This is a genomic window from Enterobacter wuhouensis (assembly GCF_035835995.1).
Classification (GTDB): domain Bacteria; phylum Pseudomonadota; class Gammaproteobacteria; order Enterobacterales; family Enterobacteriaceae; genus Enterobacter; species Enterobacter wuhouensis.
Genome location: NZ_CP142124.1, coordinates 3761788 through 3777944, shown reverse-complemented (window position 1 = coordinate 3777944; position 16157 = coordinate 3761788). Strand labels below are relative to the sequence as shown.

Annotated in this window: 12 protein-coding genes; 7 read left to right on the top strand and 5 right to left on the bottom strand. The window is 57.1% G+C overall.

Features of this window, described 5'->3' with window-relative positions:
- The first annotated feature begins 34 nt into the window (after positions 1-34).
- A complete protein-coding gene (gene eno, locus VPX56_RS17945) occupies positions 35-1333 on the top strand; it encodes a phosphopyruvate hydratase (RefSeq protein WP_131633700.1) in 1299 nt (432 codons plus the stop codon).
- A gap of 53 nt (positions 1334-1386) precedes the next feature.
- Here the strand turns inward: eno and VPX56_RS17940 are convergent, their stop codons facing one another.
- Together VPX56_RS17940 and VPX56_RS17935 are read right to left on the bottom strand one after the other, a co-directional pair.
- Positions 1387-2496: an SDR family oxidoreductase gene (locus VPX56_RS17940; protein WP_326468069.1), complete on the bottom strand. Its 1110-nt coding sequence runs from the start codon at positions 2494-2496 to the stop codon at positions 1387-1389.
- Between the two features lie 357 nt (positions 2497-2853).
- On the bottom strand, positions 2854-3678 hold the full coding sequence (locus VPX56_RS17935) for a MurR/RpiR family transcriptional regulator (protein ID WP_326468067.1): 825 nt from the start codon (positions 3676-3678) through the stop codon (positions 2854-2856).
- A 165-nt stretch (positions 3679-3843) separates the two neighbouring features.
- Here VPX56_RS17935 and VPX56_RS17930 point away from each other — a divergent pair, with 165 nt between their 5' ends.
- Genes VPX56_RS17930 through queE form a run of 3 tightly spaced genes read left to right on the top strand, consistent with a single transcriptional unit; the run spans position 3844 to position 6836 of the window.
- Complete coding sequence (locus VPX56_RS17930) at positions 3844-5403, top strand: PTS transporter subunit EIIC (protein WP_131633703.1); 1560 nt, start codon at positions 3844-3846, stop codon at positions 5401-5403.
- On the top strand, positions 5403-6110 hold the full coding sequence (locus VPX56_RS17925) for an N-acetylmannosamine-6-phosphate 2-epimerase (RefSeq protein WP_131633704.1): 708 nt from the start codon (positions 5403-5405) through the stop codon (positions 6108-6110). The genes VPX56_RS17930 and VPX56_RS17925 overlap by 1 nt, the downstream gene beginning before the upstream one ends.
- A gap of 54 nt (positions 6111-6164) precedes the next feature.
- Positions 6165-6836, top strand: coding sequence for a 7-carboxy-7-deazaguanine synthase QueE (gene queE / locus VPX56_RS17920; RefSeq protein WP_131633705.1), 672 nt, complete (start codon positions 6165-6167; stop codon positions 6834-6836).
- A 17-nt stretch (positions 6837-6853) separates the two neighbouring features.
- Here queE and VPX56_RS17915 read toward each other — a convergent pair whose 3' ends face one another.
- Positions 6854-8251: an MFS transporter gene (locus tag VPX56_RS17915; RefSeq protein ID WP_326468063.1), complete on the bottom strand. Its 1398-nt coding sequence runs from the start codon at positions 8249-8251 to the stop codon at positions 6854-6856.
- Between the two features lie 27 nt (positions 8252-8278).
- A complete protein-coding gene (locus VPX56_RS17910) occupies positions 8279-9448 on the bottom strand; it encodes a M20 aminoacylase family protein (protein WP_326468061.1) in 1170 nt (389 codons plus the stop codon).
- Between the two features lie 171 nt (positions 9449-9619).
- Here VPX56_RS17910 and VPX56_RS17905 point away from each other — a divergent pair, with 171 nt between their 5' ends.
- Positions 9620-11968 carry a helix-turn-helix transcriptional regulator gene (locus VPX56_RS17905; protein WP_326468059.1) on the top strand — a complete coding sequence of 783 codons (2349 nt, stop codon included), beginning with the start codon at positions 9620-9622 and terminating at the stop codon, positions 11966-11968.
- On the opposite strand, the gene queD is transcribed toward VPX56_RS17905, so the two are convergent.
- A complete protein-coding gene (gene queD, locus VPX56_RS17900; protein ID WP_023309002.1) occupies positions 11953-12315 on the bottom strand; it encodes a 6-carboxytetrahydropterin synthase QueD in 363 nt (120 codons plus the stop codon). The genes VPX56_RS17905 and queD overlap by 16 nt on opposite strands.
- Positions 12316-12620: 305 nt before the next feature.
- Between queD and cysJ the strand changes: the two genes are divergently transcribed.
- Positions 12621-14426 (top strand): NADPH-dependent assimilatory sulfite reductase flavoprotein subunit, encoded by a 1806-nt coding sequence (gene cysJ, locus VPX56_RS17895; RefSeq protein ID WP_326468057.1) that lies wholly within the window; start codon positions 12621-12623, stop codon positions 14424-14426.
- On the top strand, positions 14426-16138 hold the full coding sequence (gene cysI, locus VPX56_RS17890) for an assimilatory sulfite reductase (NADPH) hemoprotein subunit (protein ID WP_131633710.1): 1713 nt from the start codon (positions 14426-14428) through the stop codon (positions 16136-16138). The genes cysJ and cysI overlap by 1 nt, the downstream gene beginning before the upstream one ends.
- Positions 16139-16157: the final 19 nt, after the last annotated feature.

Here is a 16157-nt window from a genome sequence, read left to right as displayed (position 1 = left end):
GAGTTTTAGTTTAACTTGTACTGAGGAAAATCTAATGTCCAAAATCGTTAAAGTCATCGGTCGTGAAATCATCGACTCCCGTGGTAACCCGACCGTTGAAGCCGAAGTTCATCTGGAAGGTGGTTTCGTCGGTATGGCAGCTGCTCCATCAGGTGCTTCTACTGGTTCCCGCGAAGCGCTGGAACTGCGCGATGGCGACAAATCCCGCTTCCTGGGCAAAGGCGTACTGAAAGCTGTTGGCGCTGTGAACGGTCCTATTGCTCAGGCAATCCTTGGCAAAGACGCCAAAGACCAGGCTGGCATCGACAAGATCATGATCGATCTGGACGGTACTGAAAACAAATCTAACTTCGGTGCGAACGCAATCCTGGCTGTTTCTCTGGCAAACGCCAAAGCAGCTGCGGCAGCTAAAGGCCAGCCACTGTTCGAGCACATCGCTGAACTGAACGGCACCCCAGGCAAATACTCCATGCCTGTACCAATGATGAACATCATCAACGGTGGTGAGCACGCGGATAACAACGTTGATATTCAGGAATTCATGATTCAGCCAGTTGGCGCGAAATCCCTGAAAGAAGCCGTGCGTATGGGTTCTGAAGTGTTCCACAACCTGGCTAAAGTTCTGAAAGCTAAAGGTATGAACACTGCTGTTGGTGACGAAGGTGGCTACGCGCCAAACCTGGGCTCTAACGCAGAAGCACTGGCAGTCATCGCAGAAGCAGTAAAAGCTGCTGGCTACGAGCTGGGCAAAGACATCACCCTGGCGATGGACTGTGCAGCATCTGAATTCTACAAAGACGGTAAATACGTTCTGGCTGGCGAAGGCAACAAAGCGTTCACCTCCGAAGAGTTCACTCACTTCCTGGAAGACCTGACCAAACAGTACCCAATCGTTTCTATCGAAGACGGTCTGGACGAGTCTGACTGGGACGGTTTCGCATACCAGACCAAAGTACTGGGCGACAAAATCCAGCTGGTTGGTGACGATCTGTTCGTAACCAACACCAAGATCCTGAAAGAAGGCATCGAGAAAGGCATCGTTAACTCCATCCTGATCAAATTCAACCAGATCGGTTCTCTGACCGAAACTCTGGCTGCGATCAAAATGGCGAAAGACGCTGGCTACACCGCTGTTATCTCTCACCGTTCTGGCGAAACTGAAGACGCGACCATTGCCGACCTGGCTGTGGGTACCGCTGCAGGCCAGATCAAAACCGGTTCTATGAGCCGTTCTGACCGTGTTGCTAAATACAACCAGCTGATTCGTATCGAAGAAGCTCTGGGCGAAAAAGCACCATACAACGGTCGTAAAGAGATCAAAGGCCAGGCATAATCGCCTAAGCCTTAAAATGAAAATGCCAGTCGAATGACTGGCATTTTTTTTGCCTATTTAAAATCGACCGCCATTTGCTCCGGGATGGTCAGCCCCTGGGTCGTTTGCACGCAGCGGGCGATGTAGTCCGTGAAGCGTGGGGGTTTTGGCATCCCCATACTGAGCAGCTTATCATTGCTGAAGCGCACGTTCAGCGTGGCAAAGGCCCCGTATAAACGCATGGCTTTCAGCATCAGACGTTCGTTACACGGACCAAAAATATTTTTGAGTTCGCGGCGCATTCTGACCAGCGTTTCGTAGCTTACCTGCGCATACTTATCCCCGACCGGCGCTTTCTCCAGCGCCTGCGCCATTGCATTATCAATGTCTGCGAAGCGAACGCTATTCTCTTCACCCGCTGAAATATGCACAATTTCTCCCGGGCGGGCATCGCTGTAGAGCAGCATGAGCAGCGCATCGGCGCAGTAGTCCACCGGGACGACATCAATCCTGTCTTCCATGGAGCACATGAATTTTTGCAGCATCAGCCCCATGCTAAAGACCCAGAAGATGCTGCTGGAAGGGGCACAGCCGTGGAGCGTATGGCCCACGACGATAGAGGGCCGGGCGATGAGGAGCGGCAGGTTAGGGCAGTGTTGACGCATCAGCTGTTCGATGGTCGATTTTGAATAGGTATATTCCACGAGATGCTCGGCGTTTTCCCTGAACTCGGCGCTTTCCGCTACCAGCGAATCCTGTTCTGGCGTGCAGGACATGGCCGTTCCGACGTGCACGAAGCGCTGCAGGGTTGCCACCTGTTCCATACGGCGAGCCAGCGCTAACGTGCCTTCGACATTCACTTTCCAGATAAGCGGATTGTTTCCAAAGGATGCGACGGCCGCGCAGTTAAGGACATGCGTTACGCTCTCCAGACGCGGATCGTTCAGAAACGTTTCTGGCTGGCTGAGATCGCCAATGAGCACATCCTCGGCTTTCAGCGCGTTTAGCCTGCTTTCATGGACGTTAAACTTGCGCATGTTTTCCTTCACGCGTTCAAGCCCACTTTGCGCGTCATCGGCGCGGGCGAGCAGAACCAGCTTTACGCCTTCTTTGCCATTCAGGATTTTTTCAAGCACTGCTCCACCCAGGAAACCCGTCACGCCTGTAATTAATAACGTCTTCATTGATACCGTCTCATAATGATTGATGAGGCGGATTGTAGGCGTGCAAAAGTAAACGGTATTTAAATAATAAAAGGCCGAAATCAACGGCGCCTTAAGCTTATTTTAAGAAATGAAAAGCAGGGGGAGATATAAGACATTGCGAGTGAGATAAAAATTCAAATTATCGATGCTTTGATTTTTATGTATTGATTTTTAAGGGGTTTATTTTCGTTTTTGTGCCGTTTAATTTAATGCTAAATGTAATAAATAAAATGATTTGTTACACCAATCATTTGCTGGAGAGATATATCAAACAGGATTTAAGCCAAACTGAAACCGATCGCTCGCAGGCTATTTTATTTAGCCTGCGAATGGTTTTCAGAGCAGCAGCGGCAGCGTGGCGCTCGCCGTTTGCTGGCTAACGTCGCCGTAATGGCCATCCAAAGCAATCAGTGACGTGGTCAGCAGCTCGACCAGCAGCATCACGCCAACCTTCGCGTTGAGCGCCCCGGCGCTAAGAGGGCCTTCCGGCTTGGCGGCAACCAGCTGCATATCGCTCAGGGATGCCAGCGGACTGCGGGGCGTATTGCTGAGCGCCAGGACCTTCACGCCGCGCTTGCGGGCAAGCTTCACCACGTGGAGTAAATCACGCGTTGAGCCGGAGCTGGAGATGGCCACGACCAGCGTTTCTTTTGAAAGCGTTGTCGCATTCATTGCCGCACGGTGCATATCGCTAAACAGCTGTGCGGGTTTGCCCAGCCTCAATAACTTGTAGTGGAGATACTCGCCGAGGATCGCGCTGGCCGCTACGCCGTAAATTTGTACGGACTGCGCCCGGTGCAGCGCCAGCGCGGCCTCTTCAAGCAGCGTCCGGTCGAGCAGCCTGGCGGTATCCTGCAAAGCCTGCACCGACTCATCCACAACGGTATCAATCTCATCCCCGGCCTGACGCGCGGGCTGGCCCTGCTGAATATCAAGCGCCAGCGCCATTTTGAATTCGTTATAGCCTTTGCAGCCCAGCGTCCGACAAAGTCGCGTCACGCTGGCCTCGCTGGTGTGACTTTCGCGGGCCAGCTCGGTGATCGTCAGGTACAGCACCCGGGCAGGATCGTTGAGAACAAACTCCCCCAGCTTTTGTTGCGTTGGGCTGTACCCGGAAGCCTCCTGGCGTAGCTTCAGCAGCAGGTTTTCATGGTCTGACATGCAAGATCCTTAATGCGTTTCTCTGCGACTAGTGTGGCGGAAAGCGGGGGAAAGATGCCAGTCATTTCGAAAAAGTATGATCGGCCTCCTGGTTTTTGATGATAATTTTCACTATTAAATATTAATGTGGTAAAAATTTTCATCGTTAAATAAGGGGATGAAAAAATGATGCAAATGTTCAGTGGGGCTTCTTCTGGTGGCTGGTTTGAAAAAGCGCAGCGCTTCGGCAAATCCTTTATGCTGCCCATCGCCGTATTGCCTGCGGCGGGCCTGCTGCTGGGGATCGGCGGCGCGCTATCGAATCCCAATACGCTCGCGGCTTATCCGTTCCTGGACGTTGGCTGGCTACAGGCCATCTTCACCATCATGAGCAGCGCGGGTTCGATTGTGTTTGCGAACCTCTCGGTGCTGTTTGCCGTTGGGGTTGCCGTCGGGCTGGCAAAAAGCGACAAGGGCACGGTAGGCCTGGCGGCATTGCTTGCGTTTCTGGTGATGAATGCCACCATCAACGCGCTGCTGATCCTCACCGGCAAGCTGGCTCTTGAGAACCCGGGAGCGGTGGGGCAGGGCATGACGCTGGGCATTCAGACGCTGGAAACCGGCGTGTTTGGCGGCGTTGTGATTGGCCTCGTAACCTGCATGCTGCATCATCGGTTTAATAAGATTGCCCTTCCGCAGTTCCTGGGCTTCTTTGGCGGCTCACGCTTTGTGCCCATTATTAGCTCGCTGGCGGCAATATTCATCGGCGCGGCAATGACGGTGGTCTGGCCGCATTTCCAGAAACTGATTTTTGGTCTGGGCGGGCTGGTGGATGCCACCGGCTATCTCGGCACCCTGCTGTACGGGTTCATTTTGCGCATGCTCGGCCCGTTCGGTTTGCACCACATCTTCTATCTTCCTTTCTGGACCACCGCGCTCGGCGGGAGCGAGATCGTCAACGGTCATCTGGTTGAGGGCACGCAGCGGATTTTCTTCGCCCAACTGGCCGATCCCACCACGCGTCAGTTTTACGAAGGCACGTCGCGCTTCATGTCCGGGCGCTTCATTACCATGATGTTTGGCCTGCTGGGCGCCTGCCTGGCGATGTACCACACCGCAAAGCCGGAGAACAAAAAGCGCGTGGCCGGGCTGCTGCTTTCAGCGGCGTTAACCTCGTTCCTGACCGGGATTACCGAACCTATCGAGTTCTCCTTCCTGTTTATTGCCCCGGTGCTGTACGTCATTCATGCGCTGTTTGACGGGCTGGCGTTTATGCTCGCACACATGCTGCACATCACCATCGGGCAAACCTTCTCCGGCGGTTTCATTGACTTCGTGCTGTTCGGCATTCTGCAGGGCGAGGCTAAAACGAACTGGATGTTCGTCCCGCTGGTGGGCGTGCCGTGGTTCTTCCTTTACTACTTCACCTTCCGCTATCTGATTAACCGCTTTGATTTCGCCACGCCGGGTCGGGAAAAGGAGGCGATGGCTGACGAAGTTACCCTTGCGCAAAGCGAGCGTGCTGCTGCGGTAATCGCCGGGTTAGGCGGAAAAGAGAACCTCGAAGAGGTGGACTGCTGCGCCACGCGCCTTCGCGTCACGGTCAAAGACGGCAGCCGGGTGAATGAGGCGGCCCTGAAAGCCACCGGCGCGCGCGGCGTTATCGTGCGCGGAAATGGAGTCCAGGTCATATATGGCCCGCACGTCACGATCATCAAAAACGAAGTGGAAGAGATCTTATCGTAATGAAAACTGTACTGGATAATCTGAAGGGAAAGCTGGTCGTCTCCTGTCAGGCGCTGGAGAACGAACCGCTGCACAGTCCGTTTATTATGTCGCGGATGGCGCTGGCGGCGCGTCAGGGCGGGGCCGCAGGCATTCGCGCCAACAGCGTGGCGGATATCGAAGCCATTAAGCAGCAGGTGTCTCTGCCCGTTATCGGCATCATCAAGCGGGATTACCCCGCAAGCGAGGTGTTTATCACCGCGACGATGAAAGAGGTGGATGAGCTGATGACCGTCTCTCCCGAGATCGTTGCGCTTGATGCGACGGCGCGGGAACGACCCGGCGATGACTCTCTGGACGCGCTGGTCACGCGTATTCGATCGCATTATCCCACGGTGCTGCTAATGGCGGATATTTCCACCGTTGAAGAGGCCGTGACGGCGCAGAGGCTTGGCTTCGACTGCGTCGGGACCACGCTATATGGCTACACCGCGGAAACCGCGGGACGTTCACTTCCGCAGGATGACTGCGCGTTCCTGAAAGCGGTGCTGGCTGCCGTGACGCTCCCCGTGGTGGCCGAAGGCAACGTGGATACCCCAGAGCGCGCGGCCAGGTGTCTGGCGCTGGGGGCGCATACGGTCGTCGTCGGCGGGGCGATCACCCGACCACAGCAAATCACTGAACGGTTTATGGCGGCGATTGGCGCGCAAAGCACCGATGGAGCATGACCATCCGGCGGGGATCTGCGATACTTATCGTTTATCCCCTTAACTGAGATGACTATGCAGTACCCGATTAACGAGATGTTCCAGACCCTGCAAGGCGAGGGTTACTTTACCGGCGTCCCCGCCATTTTTATTCGTTTACAGGGATGCCCGGTTGGCTGTGCCTGGTGTGACACCAAACATACGTGGGATAAGCTCGCAGATCGGGAAGTGTCGCTGTTTAGCATTCTGGCGAAAACCAAAGAGAGCGATAAGTGGGGCGCGGGAAGCGCGGAAGATCTGCTGGCCATTATTGGTCGTCAGGGCTGGACGGCTCGCCATGTGGTGATCACCGGGGGGGAACCCTGCATCCACGACCTGATGCCGCTGACCGAGCTGCTCGAAAAGAACGGCTACAGCTGCCAGATCGAAACCAGCGGCACCCATGAGGTGCGCTGTTCACACACGACCTGGGTGACGGTCTCGCCAAAAGTGAATATGCGCGGCGGGTACGACGTATTGTCTCAGGCGCTGGAACGCGCGGATGAGATTAAGCACCCGGTAGGGCGCGTGCGGGATATCGAAGCGCTGGATGAGCTGCTGGCAACGTTAACCGATGAAAAACAGCGTGTGATTGCGCTGCAGCCAATCAGCCAGAAAGACGATGCGACGCGTCTGTGCATTGAAACCTGTATCGCCCGCAACTGGCGGCTGTCGATGCAGACGCACAAGTACCTGAATATTGCCTGAACCCTTCGCGGCCCCGCTTATCGCGGGGCCCGTGCTGAAGGGAGTAACGCCCAGGTTACTGCCGCCGACGCGAGACAAATCGCGCTGTTAAACAGTAACGCATACTGCGCGGCGCTGGCCATTCCCAGCGGCAGCAGCAGCGCGTACAGCGAAGCGGTGACGGCGATCCCCATGGCCCCGCCCAGCGAACTGCCCATCTTATACACTCCTGAGGCCACCCCAACTTTGTTTTCCGGCGCGTTCATCACCGCCGTATCCGTTGACGGCGTGGCATAGCATCCCAGCCCCAGGCCGAATAGAATGTTGCTCAGAAACACGGTGACAATGTAGATCTCCTTGCTTAAAAACGTACAGGAGATCAGCGTGATACCCGTTGCGGTGAGCAGCGGCCCGGTCATCATAGGCAGCCGCGCCCCGTAGCGCTGGAGCAGCTTTTCCCCGACCCGAATCATCGCAAGCACGGTGACCAGATAACCCAGCGTCATCATGCCGGTTTGCAGCGGCGACAGACGGTGGCCTTGCTGCAGCCAGATGCTGGCGATCATCATGGTGCCAATGCAGCCGTTGAGCAAAAAATTAGAGAAGACCGAGGCGCTGTAGGCCCGGTTTTTAAACAGGGCAAAATCAATCAGCGCCGCATCACCCTTGCGTCGCCCCGCAAGCACAAAGCAAACCCCCGCCAGCGCTGCGCCACCCAGCACAAGCAGCGACAGGCCGCTGCCCCAGCCCCAGCCGTGCCCCTTGCTGATAAACAGGTTCAGCAGCACCAGCATACAAACAAAGCTCACCAGGCCGCTGATATCCAGCCTGTGGCGACTCGCGCCGTCGCTTCGGCTTTCCGGAGTACCGCGAATCAGCAGCAGTGCCGCCGCCGCTACCAGCATGGAAAAAATAAAGATCCAGCGCCAGCCGAGCGTGGTAGCGATGGCGCCGCCGACAAACGAGCTCAGGCCGCTGCCGCCCCAGGAGCCGATGACCCAAAAGCTGATTGCCCGCTGGCGCGCGCTGCCCTGATACCAGGTTTTAATCAGAGCCAGCGTAGCGGGCATGATGCAGGCTGCTGACAGGCCCTGGATCGCTCTGCCCAGCAGAAAAAGAACCGGTTCCCACGAGACGAAAAGCAGTGCGCTGCCGATGATGCTCAGCGTCAGGCCAATGTACGTCATGCGCACGCGGCCAAACTTATCGGCAAAGCCCCCGCAGGCAACGACAAAACAGCCGCATAGCAACGCGCTGAGGCTGACCGCCAGCGTGAGGGTTTCCAGGGAGATAGCCAGGCTATTTTTCATTGTCGGCACAACGTTTATCACCGACTGCGCGAATAACCAGAACGTTAGAACGCTCATCACAATACCGGCCAGCAGCCGATCGTTACCGGCATAGGAGGTCGTGTCTGTCAGGGGAACGGTACTCATCGTGCAGCCCTCCGGGGTTGGCGCCAGCTAGCGCAGATAGTGTTCGGTTAACGCGGTCCAGAGCGCCGCCCCGGTCAGCAGGATCTTGTCGTTAAAGTCGTAGCCTGGGTTATGCACCATGCAGCGGTCCGGCTCATCCCCGGCTCCCAGAGTGAAGTAGCAGCCGTGAGGATTTTTTTCGAGCATGAACGCAAAATCCTCGCTCCCCATAAACGCATTCACCGACGTGACGGCATCCTGACCGAACAGATCGGTCGCCACGGCGCGCACCATTTCGTTGGCCTGCGGGTTATTGTTCAGCACCGGGCTGCCGTTCACGTGACGGATCGTGGCCGTGGCGTTGAAGCTCTCAGCCTGCGCCACCGCGATGTCGTGGATACGCTGCAGGACGGTTTGACGCACCGCTTCGTCCAGCGTGCGCACGGTCAGCTTCATTAATACCTTGTCGTTGATGATGTTCGGGGCGTGTCCCGCCTGGATGCTGCCCACGGTCACGACGGCCGGCTGGAACGGCGTGATATTCCTCGACACAATCGACTGCAGGGCGAGGGTGATATGGCAGGCGACCAGCGTGGCATCGACGGTGTGTTCCGGAACGGCGCCGTGCCCTCCCACGCCGTTGACTTCAATGTGCACGGTGTCCGAGGAGGCCATCATGGCGCCATCGCGCAGGCCAATTTTCCCGAGCGGCTGGGAGGGCATATTGTGCAGGCCAAAAATATGGTCGCAGGGGAATTGCTCAAACAGGCCATCCTCGACCATAACGCGCCCACCATACAGCAGCTCTTCCGCGGGCTGAAAAATCAGGTGTAGCGTGCCGTTAAAGCTGCGGGTGCGCGCCAGATACTCTGCGGCATAGAGCAGCGTGGTGGTGTGGCCATCGTGGCCGCAGCCGTGGAATTTACCCTCGACGGTGCTGCTCCAGGCCTTGCCGCTATTTTCCTGCATCGGCAGCGCGTCCATATCGGCGCGCAGGCCCAGGCGTTTGCTGCCGTTACCCACTTTCAGCGTACCGACCACCCCGGTTTTCGCCATTCCACGGTGGACCTCATAGCCCCATTCATGAAGGAGCGTTGCGACGCGATCGCTGGTTTTATGCTCCTCAAAGCCGATTTCAGGGTGCCGGTGAAATTCGCGGCGTAACTCAGTGAACCGAGCCTCGGTGCCCCGCAGCGCGTCAACAATTGGATGTGTCATTTTTGTTATCCTTTTCCTGCTAAACGGTGTTAGTTTCGAGTTTATGTCGATCGTATTGCCTGAAAATGCTCTTTTTTGTTGTAATTCGACGCCTTTTTCCTGATTGTTTTTCATACGATTCAGTTATGACAAAAAACAGCCCGTCATTATTTGTCTTTGCAGGGGAAGCGAATGGAGCAGCGGGGAAATGAATTTACGGTGGCCGTGGAGGACGTGCGCCTGTTCGCGCAGGATGAAGGCGACTGCCTGACGATACTGTGGGTGCTGGAAGGGCAGGCCGAGCTGGAAACCCACGCGGGACAAGAAACGGTGCCGACAAACGGCCTTGCGGTGATAAACCGCCATCAGCGCTGGCGGTTCAGCAGCCAGAGCGCGAACGTTACCCTGCGCGTCGTCCTCTCCGGGCGCTGGTTGACCCAGCTGTACACTGACTTTTTTTCCCATGACTACGTCATACCCACGGCGCCTGGCGGGAGCTGTCCGCAGTGCGACGAGCTGCGGCATCTGCTGCGTCAGCTTCTTGTGGTGGCGCTGGTCAACGATCCCCATCGCTACAGGCTGGAGGCGAACCGCTGGCTGAGCGAGATCCTGCTGCTGCTGATCGGCCGCTTTCAGCAGCCTGCCCGCCTTAAACCCCGTGACCAGCACGCTAACGTAAGCAAGCGCATCACCCGCGTGCTGGAGCGAATTAACGCCAGCTACACCCGCCGCATTACGCTGGCCGAAATCGCAGAGAGTGAATTTGTCTCCGAAGCGTGGCTCTCCCGTCTGTTTAGAAAGGAGGTCGGGGTCAGTTTTATGCAGTACATCACCGCCCTGCGGCTGGAAAAAGCGGCTGCTGCCCTGTGTCTCACCAGTCGTCCCTTGCATCAGATTGCGCAGGAGCACGGGTTTGCCAGCACGCGAATGATGACCGATCGGTTCCGGCACGCTCACGGCATGTCTCCAGGCGAGTTTCGTAAGGCCATGCGCCATCGCCCCGACGCTTACCGCTTGCGGACGAGCGCGGGCGAGCAGCGCTTTCCCGTTGCGGTGGATACGCTGTTCAGCCTGCTCAACGGCGCTGAGGCCCGCGGCTGGGAACCTTCTCCGCTAACCCACTCTCCCGGTCAGGAGCGAATACTGGATCTGCAGCAGCTTCATCCGCTCTCTGGCGCGATGCGACACACGCGGCTGGTTGTCACCCTGCGCGAGCTGGACGATTTGCTGCGGGAAGATGTTCGCCAGCATCTGGAGGCGCTACACGAGGCGATCCCCATTGAGGGAATTGATATCGCGGAACCTTTCCTCAGCAGCCGTCTGTTCGCCACGGGGTGGGACAATCCCCATATGGCGGGCTACGCCTGCTGGTACAATCTGCAACAGCTGTTCACCTGGGTGGCGAAAAAAGGCTGGACGATCCTGCTGCACACGGGCGTCACCACCCGATGCGATCTCCTCACGCGCTTTTTGCAGCTGTCGGTCAGCCGATTTTCTCCCGACGTCACCGCAGGCTGGCACGCCGTGATGCACTGGTCTCCTCAGGCAAACCCGGAGAACCAGGAGCACGCCTGGCAGACGCAGAGGGCGGCGCTTCGGACCTATCTTCCGCAGGCAAAATTTGGGGTATGGCATCGTTTTTTACCCGTCGGTACCGAGCCTATCGGCGACGCGTTATTCCGCTCGAGCATACTGGACCAGGCCGATTTTCTCGCCTGTCCGGCAGATGCCAACGAGCTGCTCGATCTGGCGCAGCTGGGTCCGGCGCATCTCTCCTCGTCAGAAAATTATCCCGTGCTGAAGATCCGCCAAATCCTCGCCGCCCTTCGCCAGCGGCAGCGCGCGCTGCCGGTATGGTTACTCTCGTGGAATACCCTTACCGGGAACACGCGGGCGACCAACGGCTGGTTTTTTCGCGGCGCGTTGCTGATGCAAAATCTGCTCGGGCTTTCAGAACAGGTCTGGCTGGCGGGATTCTGGCTAAATTCAGGCTTGCAGGGTGAGGCCAGGGCGAACAACACCCTGGATACATCGAGCCTTGCGCTTCAGTATAACCACGGCCTTCCCCGGCCTATCTACTGGGTGCTATGGCTGTGGCAGCGCCTGCGGGGAGAAGTGCTTGTCAACGACAAGAGCGTCCTGCTGCTTCGCCATCAGGGGCGCTATCAGCTGCTGCTGCGTAACGTGGTGGTTTTCAATCCGCTGCTCTCCAGCGAGGAGGCCTTCATCCAGCGCTTTCGCCAGCAGTATCATCTTGAGCTGCGGGGAATGCGCGGCTGCTGGCGCATTAAGTGCCATCTTTTCGATCGTCACAACGGTGCGCTCTACCCGCTGCTGGAAGGGGTACACAGTGAAAGCGGGCCTGACGAGGAGATGTTGCGCTGGATTGCGCATAAAGCGCGTCCAACGCTTTCCGTACGCGATGAACGGCTTTATGACGGCTGGCAAATCACGGAATCGCTGGAGAGTAACGCGCTCGTACTCTATGAGTTCACGCCGCTAGACGCGCGCGAGGAAGAGGGGGATCACTCCCCGCGATAGATGCAGCCTGCGGTGCAGGTTTCTTTGATCATCACCGCGCTCAGCAGCGGCACCAGCGGCTTCATCTGATCCCAGATCCATTTTGCCAGCACTTCGCTGGTCGGATTTTCAAGGCCCGGAATGTCATTCAGGTAGTAGTGATCCAGACGATCGTAGGTTGGCTTAAACGCGGCCTTCAGCTCGGCAAAATCCATGATCCAACCGGTATGCGGATCGACTTCACCGGTGATTTCAAGGCGCACCATAAACGAGTGCCCGTGCAGGCGGCCACATTTATGCCCTTCAGGCACATGCGGAAGGTGGTGGGCGGCTTCGAAGGTGAAATCTTTAAACAGTGTGGTGGACATGATCGCTCTCAGTAATGCGGAAAAAACCGCCGCATAGTACCGGAAAGCACAATTTTTAGCATTAACTAAAACGGCTCTGAAAGCATAAGGCGGATATATAGGATGCCTGAATGCTATTTGGCTATATATATCAAAGGGTTGTTTAATCGTTTTTATCGTTAAGAACGATAGCTAAAACAGGTTAGTCCATTTGGTTATTTATTATTTCCATCCCTTCTTTAATTGTTATTATCCTCGCCGTTAACCTTATCTCTAGTTTGGTCTTTTTGCATAAATTCCGCTTTGCTACTGGAACATAACGACGCATGACAACACAGGCCCCACCTTCAAATTTGCTTCCCCTGAACCCGGAGCAGCTGGCGCGCCTTCAGGCTGCCACCACGGATTTTTCACCTACCCAGCTTGCCTGGGTTTCCGGCTATTTCTGGGGAATGCTCAACCAGCAGCCTGGTGCTGTAGCCGCAGCGCCCGCCGCAGCGGTTGACATTCCTGTCATAACGCTCATCTCCGCCTCGCAAACCGGCAACGCCCGCCGCGTGGCGGAAGCGCTGCGTGATGATTTGCTCGCCGCTAAACTGAACGTGAACCTGGTGAACGCCGGGGATTATAAATTTAAGCAAATCGCGTCAGAAAAACTGCTGGTGGTTGTGGCCTCAACGCAGGGTGAAGGTGAACCCGCTGAAGAAGCGGTGGCGCTGCACAAGTTCCTGTTCTCGAAAAAAGCCCCCAAACTGGACGGTACCGCTTTTGCCGTGTTCGGCCTTGGCGATACCTCGTATGAGTTTTTCTGCCAGTCCGGTAAAGACTTTGACAGCAAGCTGGCGGAGCTGGGCGGTGAACGCCTGCTGGACCGCGTGGATGCGGATGTGGAATATCAGTCCGCGGCCGCCGAGTGGCGCGCGCGCATCGTTGAGGTGCTGAAAGCCCGCGTCCCGAAAGAGACGCCAGCACAGGCTGCCGCCACCGCCGCGGGTACTGTCAATGAAATCCATACCAGCCCTTATACCAAAGAGGCGCCGCTGACGGCGAGCCTGTCGGTGAATCAGAAAATCACCGGACGCGACTCGGAAAAAGACGTGCGCCATATCGAGATCGACCTGGGCGACTCAGGCCTGCGCTATCAGCCTGGCGACGCCCTGGGCGTCTGGTATCAGAACGATCCGGCGCTGGTGAAAGAGCTGGTCGAGCTGCTGTGGCTGAAGGGCGACGAGCCCGTCACCGTGGAAGGCAAAACGCTGCCGCTTTCTGACGCGCTGCAGTGGCATTTCGAGCTGACGGTAAACACCGCCAATATCGTTGAAAGCTATGCCACCTTAACGCGCAGCGAGTCCCTGCTGCCGCTGGTCGGTGACAAAGCGAAGCTGCAGCATTACGCGGCGACCACGCCAATTGTCGACATGGTGCGCTTCTCTCCTGCGCAGCTGGATGCCGATGCGCTGATTGGCCTGCTGCGTCCGCTGACGCCGCGCCTGTACTCCATCGCCTCATCGCAGGCGGAAGTGGAAAGCGAAGTGCATATCACCGTGGGCGCGGTGCGTTACGACATCGAAGGCCGTGCCCGAGCGGGCGGGGCATCTGGCTTCCTGGCCGACCGCGTCGAAGAAGAGGGCGAGGTGCGCGTCTTTATCGAGCACAACGACAACTTCCGCCTGCCGGCGAACCCGGAAACCCCGGTCATCATGATTGGCCCTGGCACCGGCATTGCGCCGTTCCGCGCCTTTATGCAGCAGCGCGCCGCGGATGAAGCGCCGGGCAAAAACTGGCTGTTCTTCGGCAACCCGCACTTCACCGACGATTTCCTCTACCAGGTCGAGTGGCAGCGCTATGTTAAAGAAGGCGTACTGACCCGCATCGATCTGGCCTGGTCGCGCGATCAAAAAGAAAAAGTCTACGTACAAGACAAGCTGCGCGAACAGGGCGCAGAGCTGTGGCGCTGGATCAATGACGGTGCCCACATTTATGTCTGCGGCGACGCCAATCGCATGGCGAAAGACGTTGAGCAGGCTTTACTGGACGTGATTGTCGAATTCGGCGGTATGGATGCCGAAACGGCGGATGAATTTTTAAGTGAGCTGCGCGTCGAGCGCCGTTATCAGCGAGATGTCTACTAATGAGCGAAAAACATCCTGGCCCACTGGTGGTCGAAGGCAAACTGACGGATGCCGAGCGCATGAAGGTAGAGAGCAACTACCTGCGCGGCACCATTGCCGAAGATTTAAATGACGGCCTGACCGGCGGTTTCAAAGGCGATAACTTCCTGCTGATCCGTTTCCACGGTATGTACCAGCAGGACGACCGCGATATCCGCGCCGAGCGTGCCGAGCAGAAGCTGGAGCCGCGCCACGCGATGCTGCTGCGCTGCCGCCTGCCGGGCGGGGTCATCACCACCAAACAGTGGCAGGCGATCGACAAATTCGCCCATGACAACACGATTTACGGCAGCATTCGTCTGACCAACCGTCAGACCTTCCAGTTCCACGGCATTCTGAAGAAGAACGTTAAGCCGGTTCACCAGATGCTGCACTCGGTCGGGCTGGACGCGCTGGCGACCGCCAACGACATGAACCGTAACGTGCTGTGCACCTCGAACCCGTACGAGTCTGAACTGCACGCCGAGGCGTACGAGTGGGCGAAGAAGATCTCCGAGCACCTGCTGCCGCGCACCCGCGCCTACGCGGAGATCTGGCTCGATCAGGAGAAAGTGGCGACCACTGACGAAGAGCCGATCCTCGGCCAGACCTACCTGCCGCGTAAGTTCAAAACCACGGTGGTGATCCCGCCGCAGAACGATATCGACCTGCACGCCAACGACATGAACTTCGTGGCGATCGCCGAAAACGGCAAGCTGGTAGGCTTTAACCTGCTGGTGGGCGGCGGTCTTTCTATCGAGCACGGCAACAAGAAAACCTACGCCCGCACCGCGAGCGAGTTCGGCTACCTGCCGCTGGAGCACACGCTGGCCGTGGCGGAAGCGGTGGTGACTACCCAGCGCGACTGGGGTAACCGTACCGACCGTAAAAATGCGAAAACCAAATACACCCTGGAGCGCGTGGGCGTCGAGACGTTCAAAGAAGAAGTGGAGCGTCGCGCGGGCATCAAGTTTGAGCCAATCCGTCCTTACGAATTTACCGGTCGCGGCGATCGCATTGGCTGGGTAAAAGGCATCGACAACAAATGGCACCTGACGCTGTTTATCGAAAACGGCCGTATTCTGGACTATCCGGGACGCCCGCTGAAAACCGGCCTGCTGGAAATTGCGAAGATCCACAAAGGCGAGTTCCGCATTACCGCTAACCAGAATCTGATTATTGCCGGCGTGCCGGAGAGCCAGAAGGCGAAGATCGAGAAGCTTGCGCGCGATCATGGGCTGATGAATGCGGTCAAACCGCAGCGTGAAAACTCCATGGCCTGCGTGTCGTTCCCGACCTGCCCGCTGGCAATGGCCGAAGCCGAACGCTTCCTGCCGTCTTTCACCGATAAAGTGGAAGCGATTCTGGAAAAACACGGTATTCCGGACGAGCATATTGTTATGCGCGTGACCGGCTGCCCGAACGGCTGCGGCCGTGCGATGCTGGCCGAGCTGGGTCTGGTCGGCAAAGCGCCGGGTCGTTACAACGTCCATCTTGGTGGGAATCGCAGCGGAACGCGCATTCCGCGTATGTATCGCGAAAATATCACGGAGCCGGAAATTCTCGATTCCGTTGACGAGCTTGTCGGGCGCTGGGTGAAAGAGCGCGAAGCGGGTGAAGGCTTCGGCGACTTTACGGTGCGTGCGGGCATCATTCGCCCGGTGCTCGATCCCGCAAGGGATTTCTGGGAGTAACCCATCCTTTGCCCGGTGG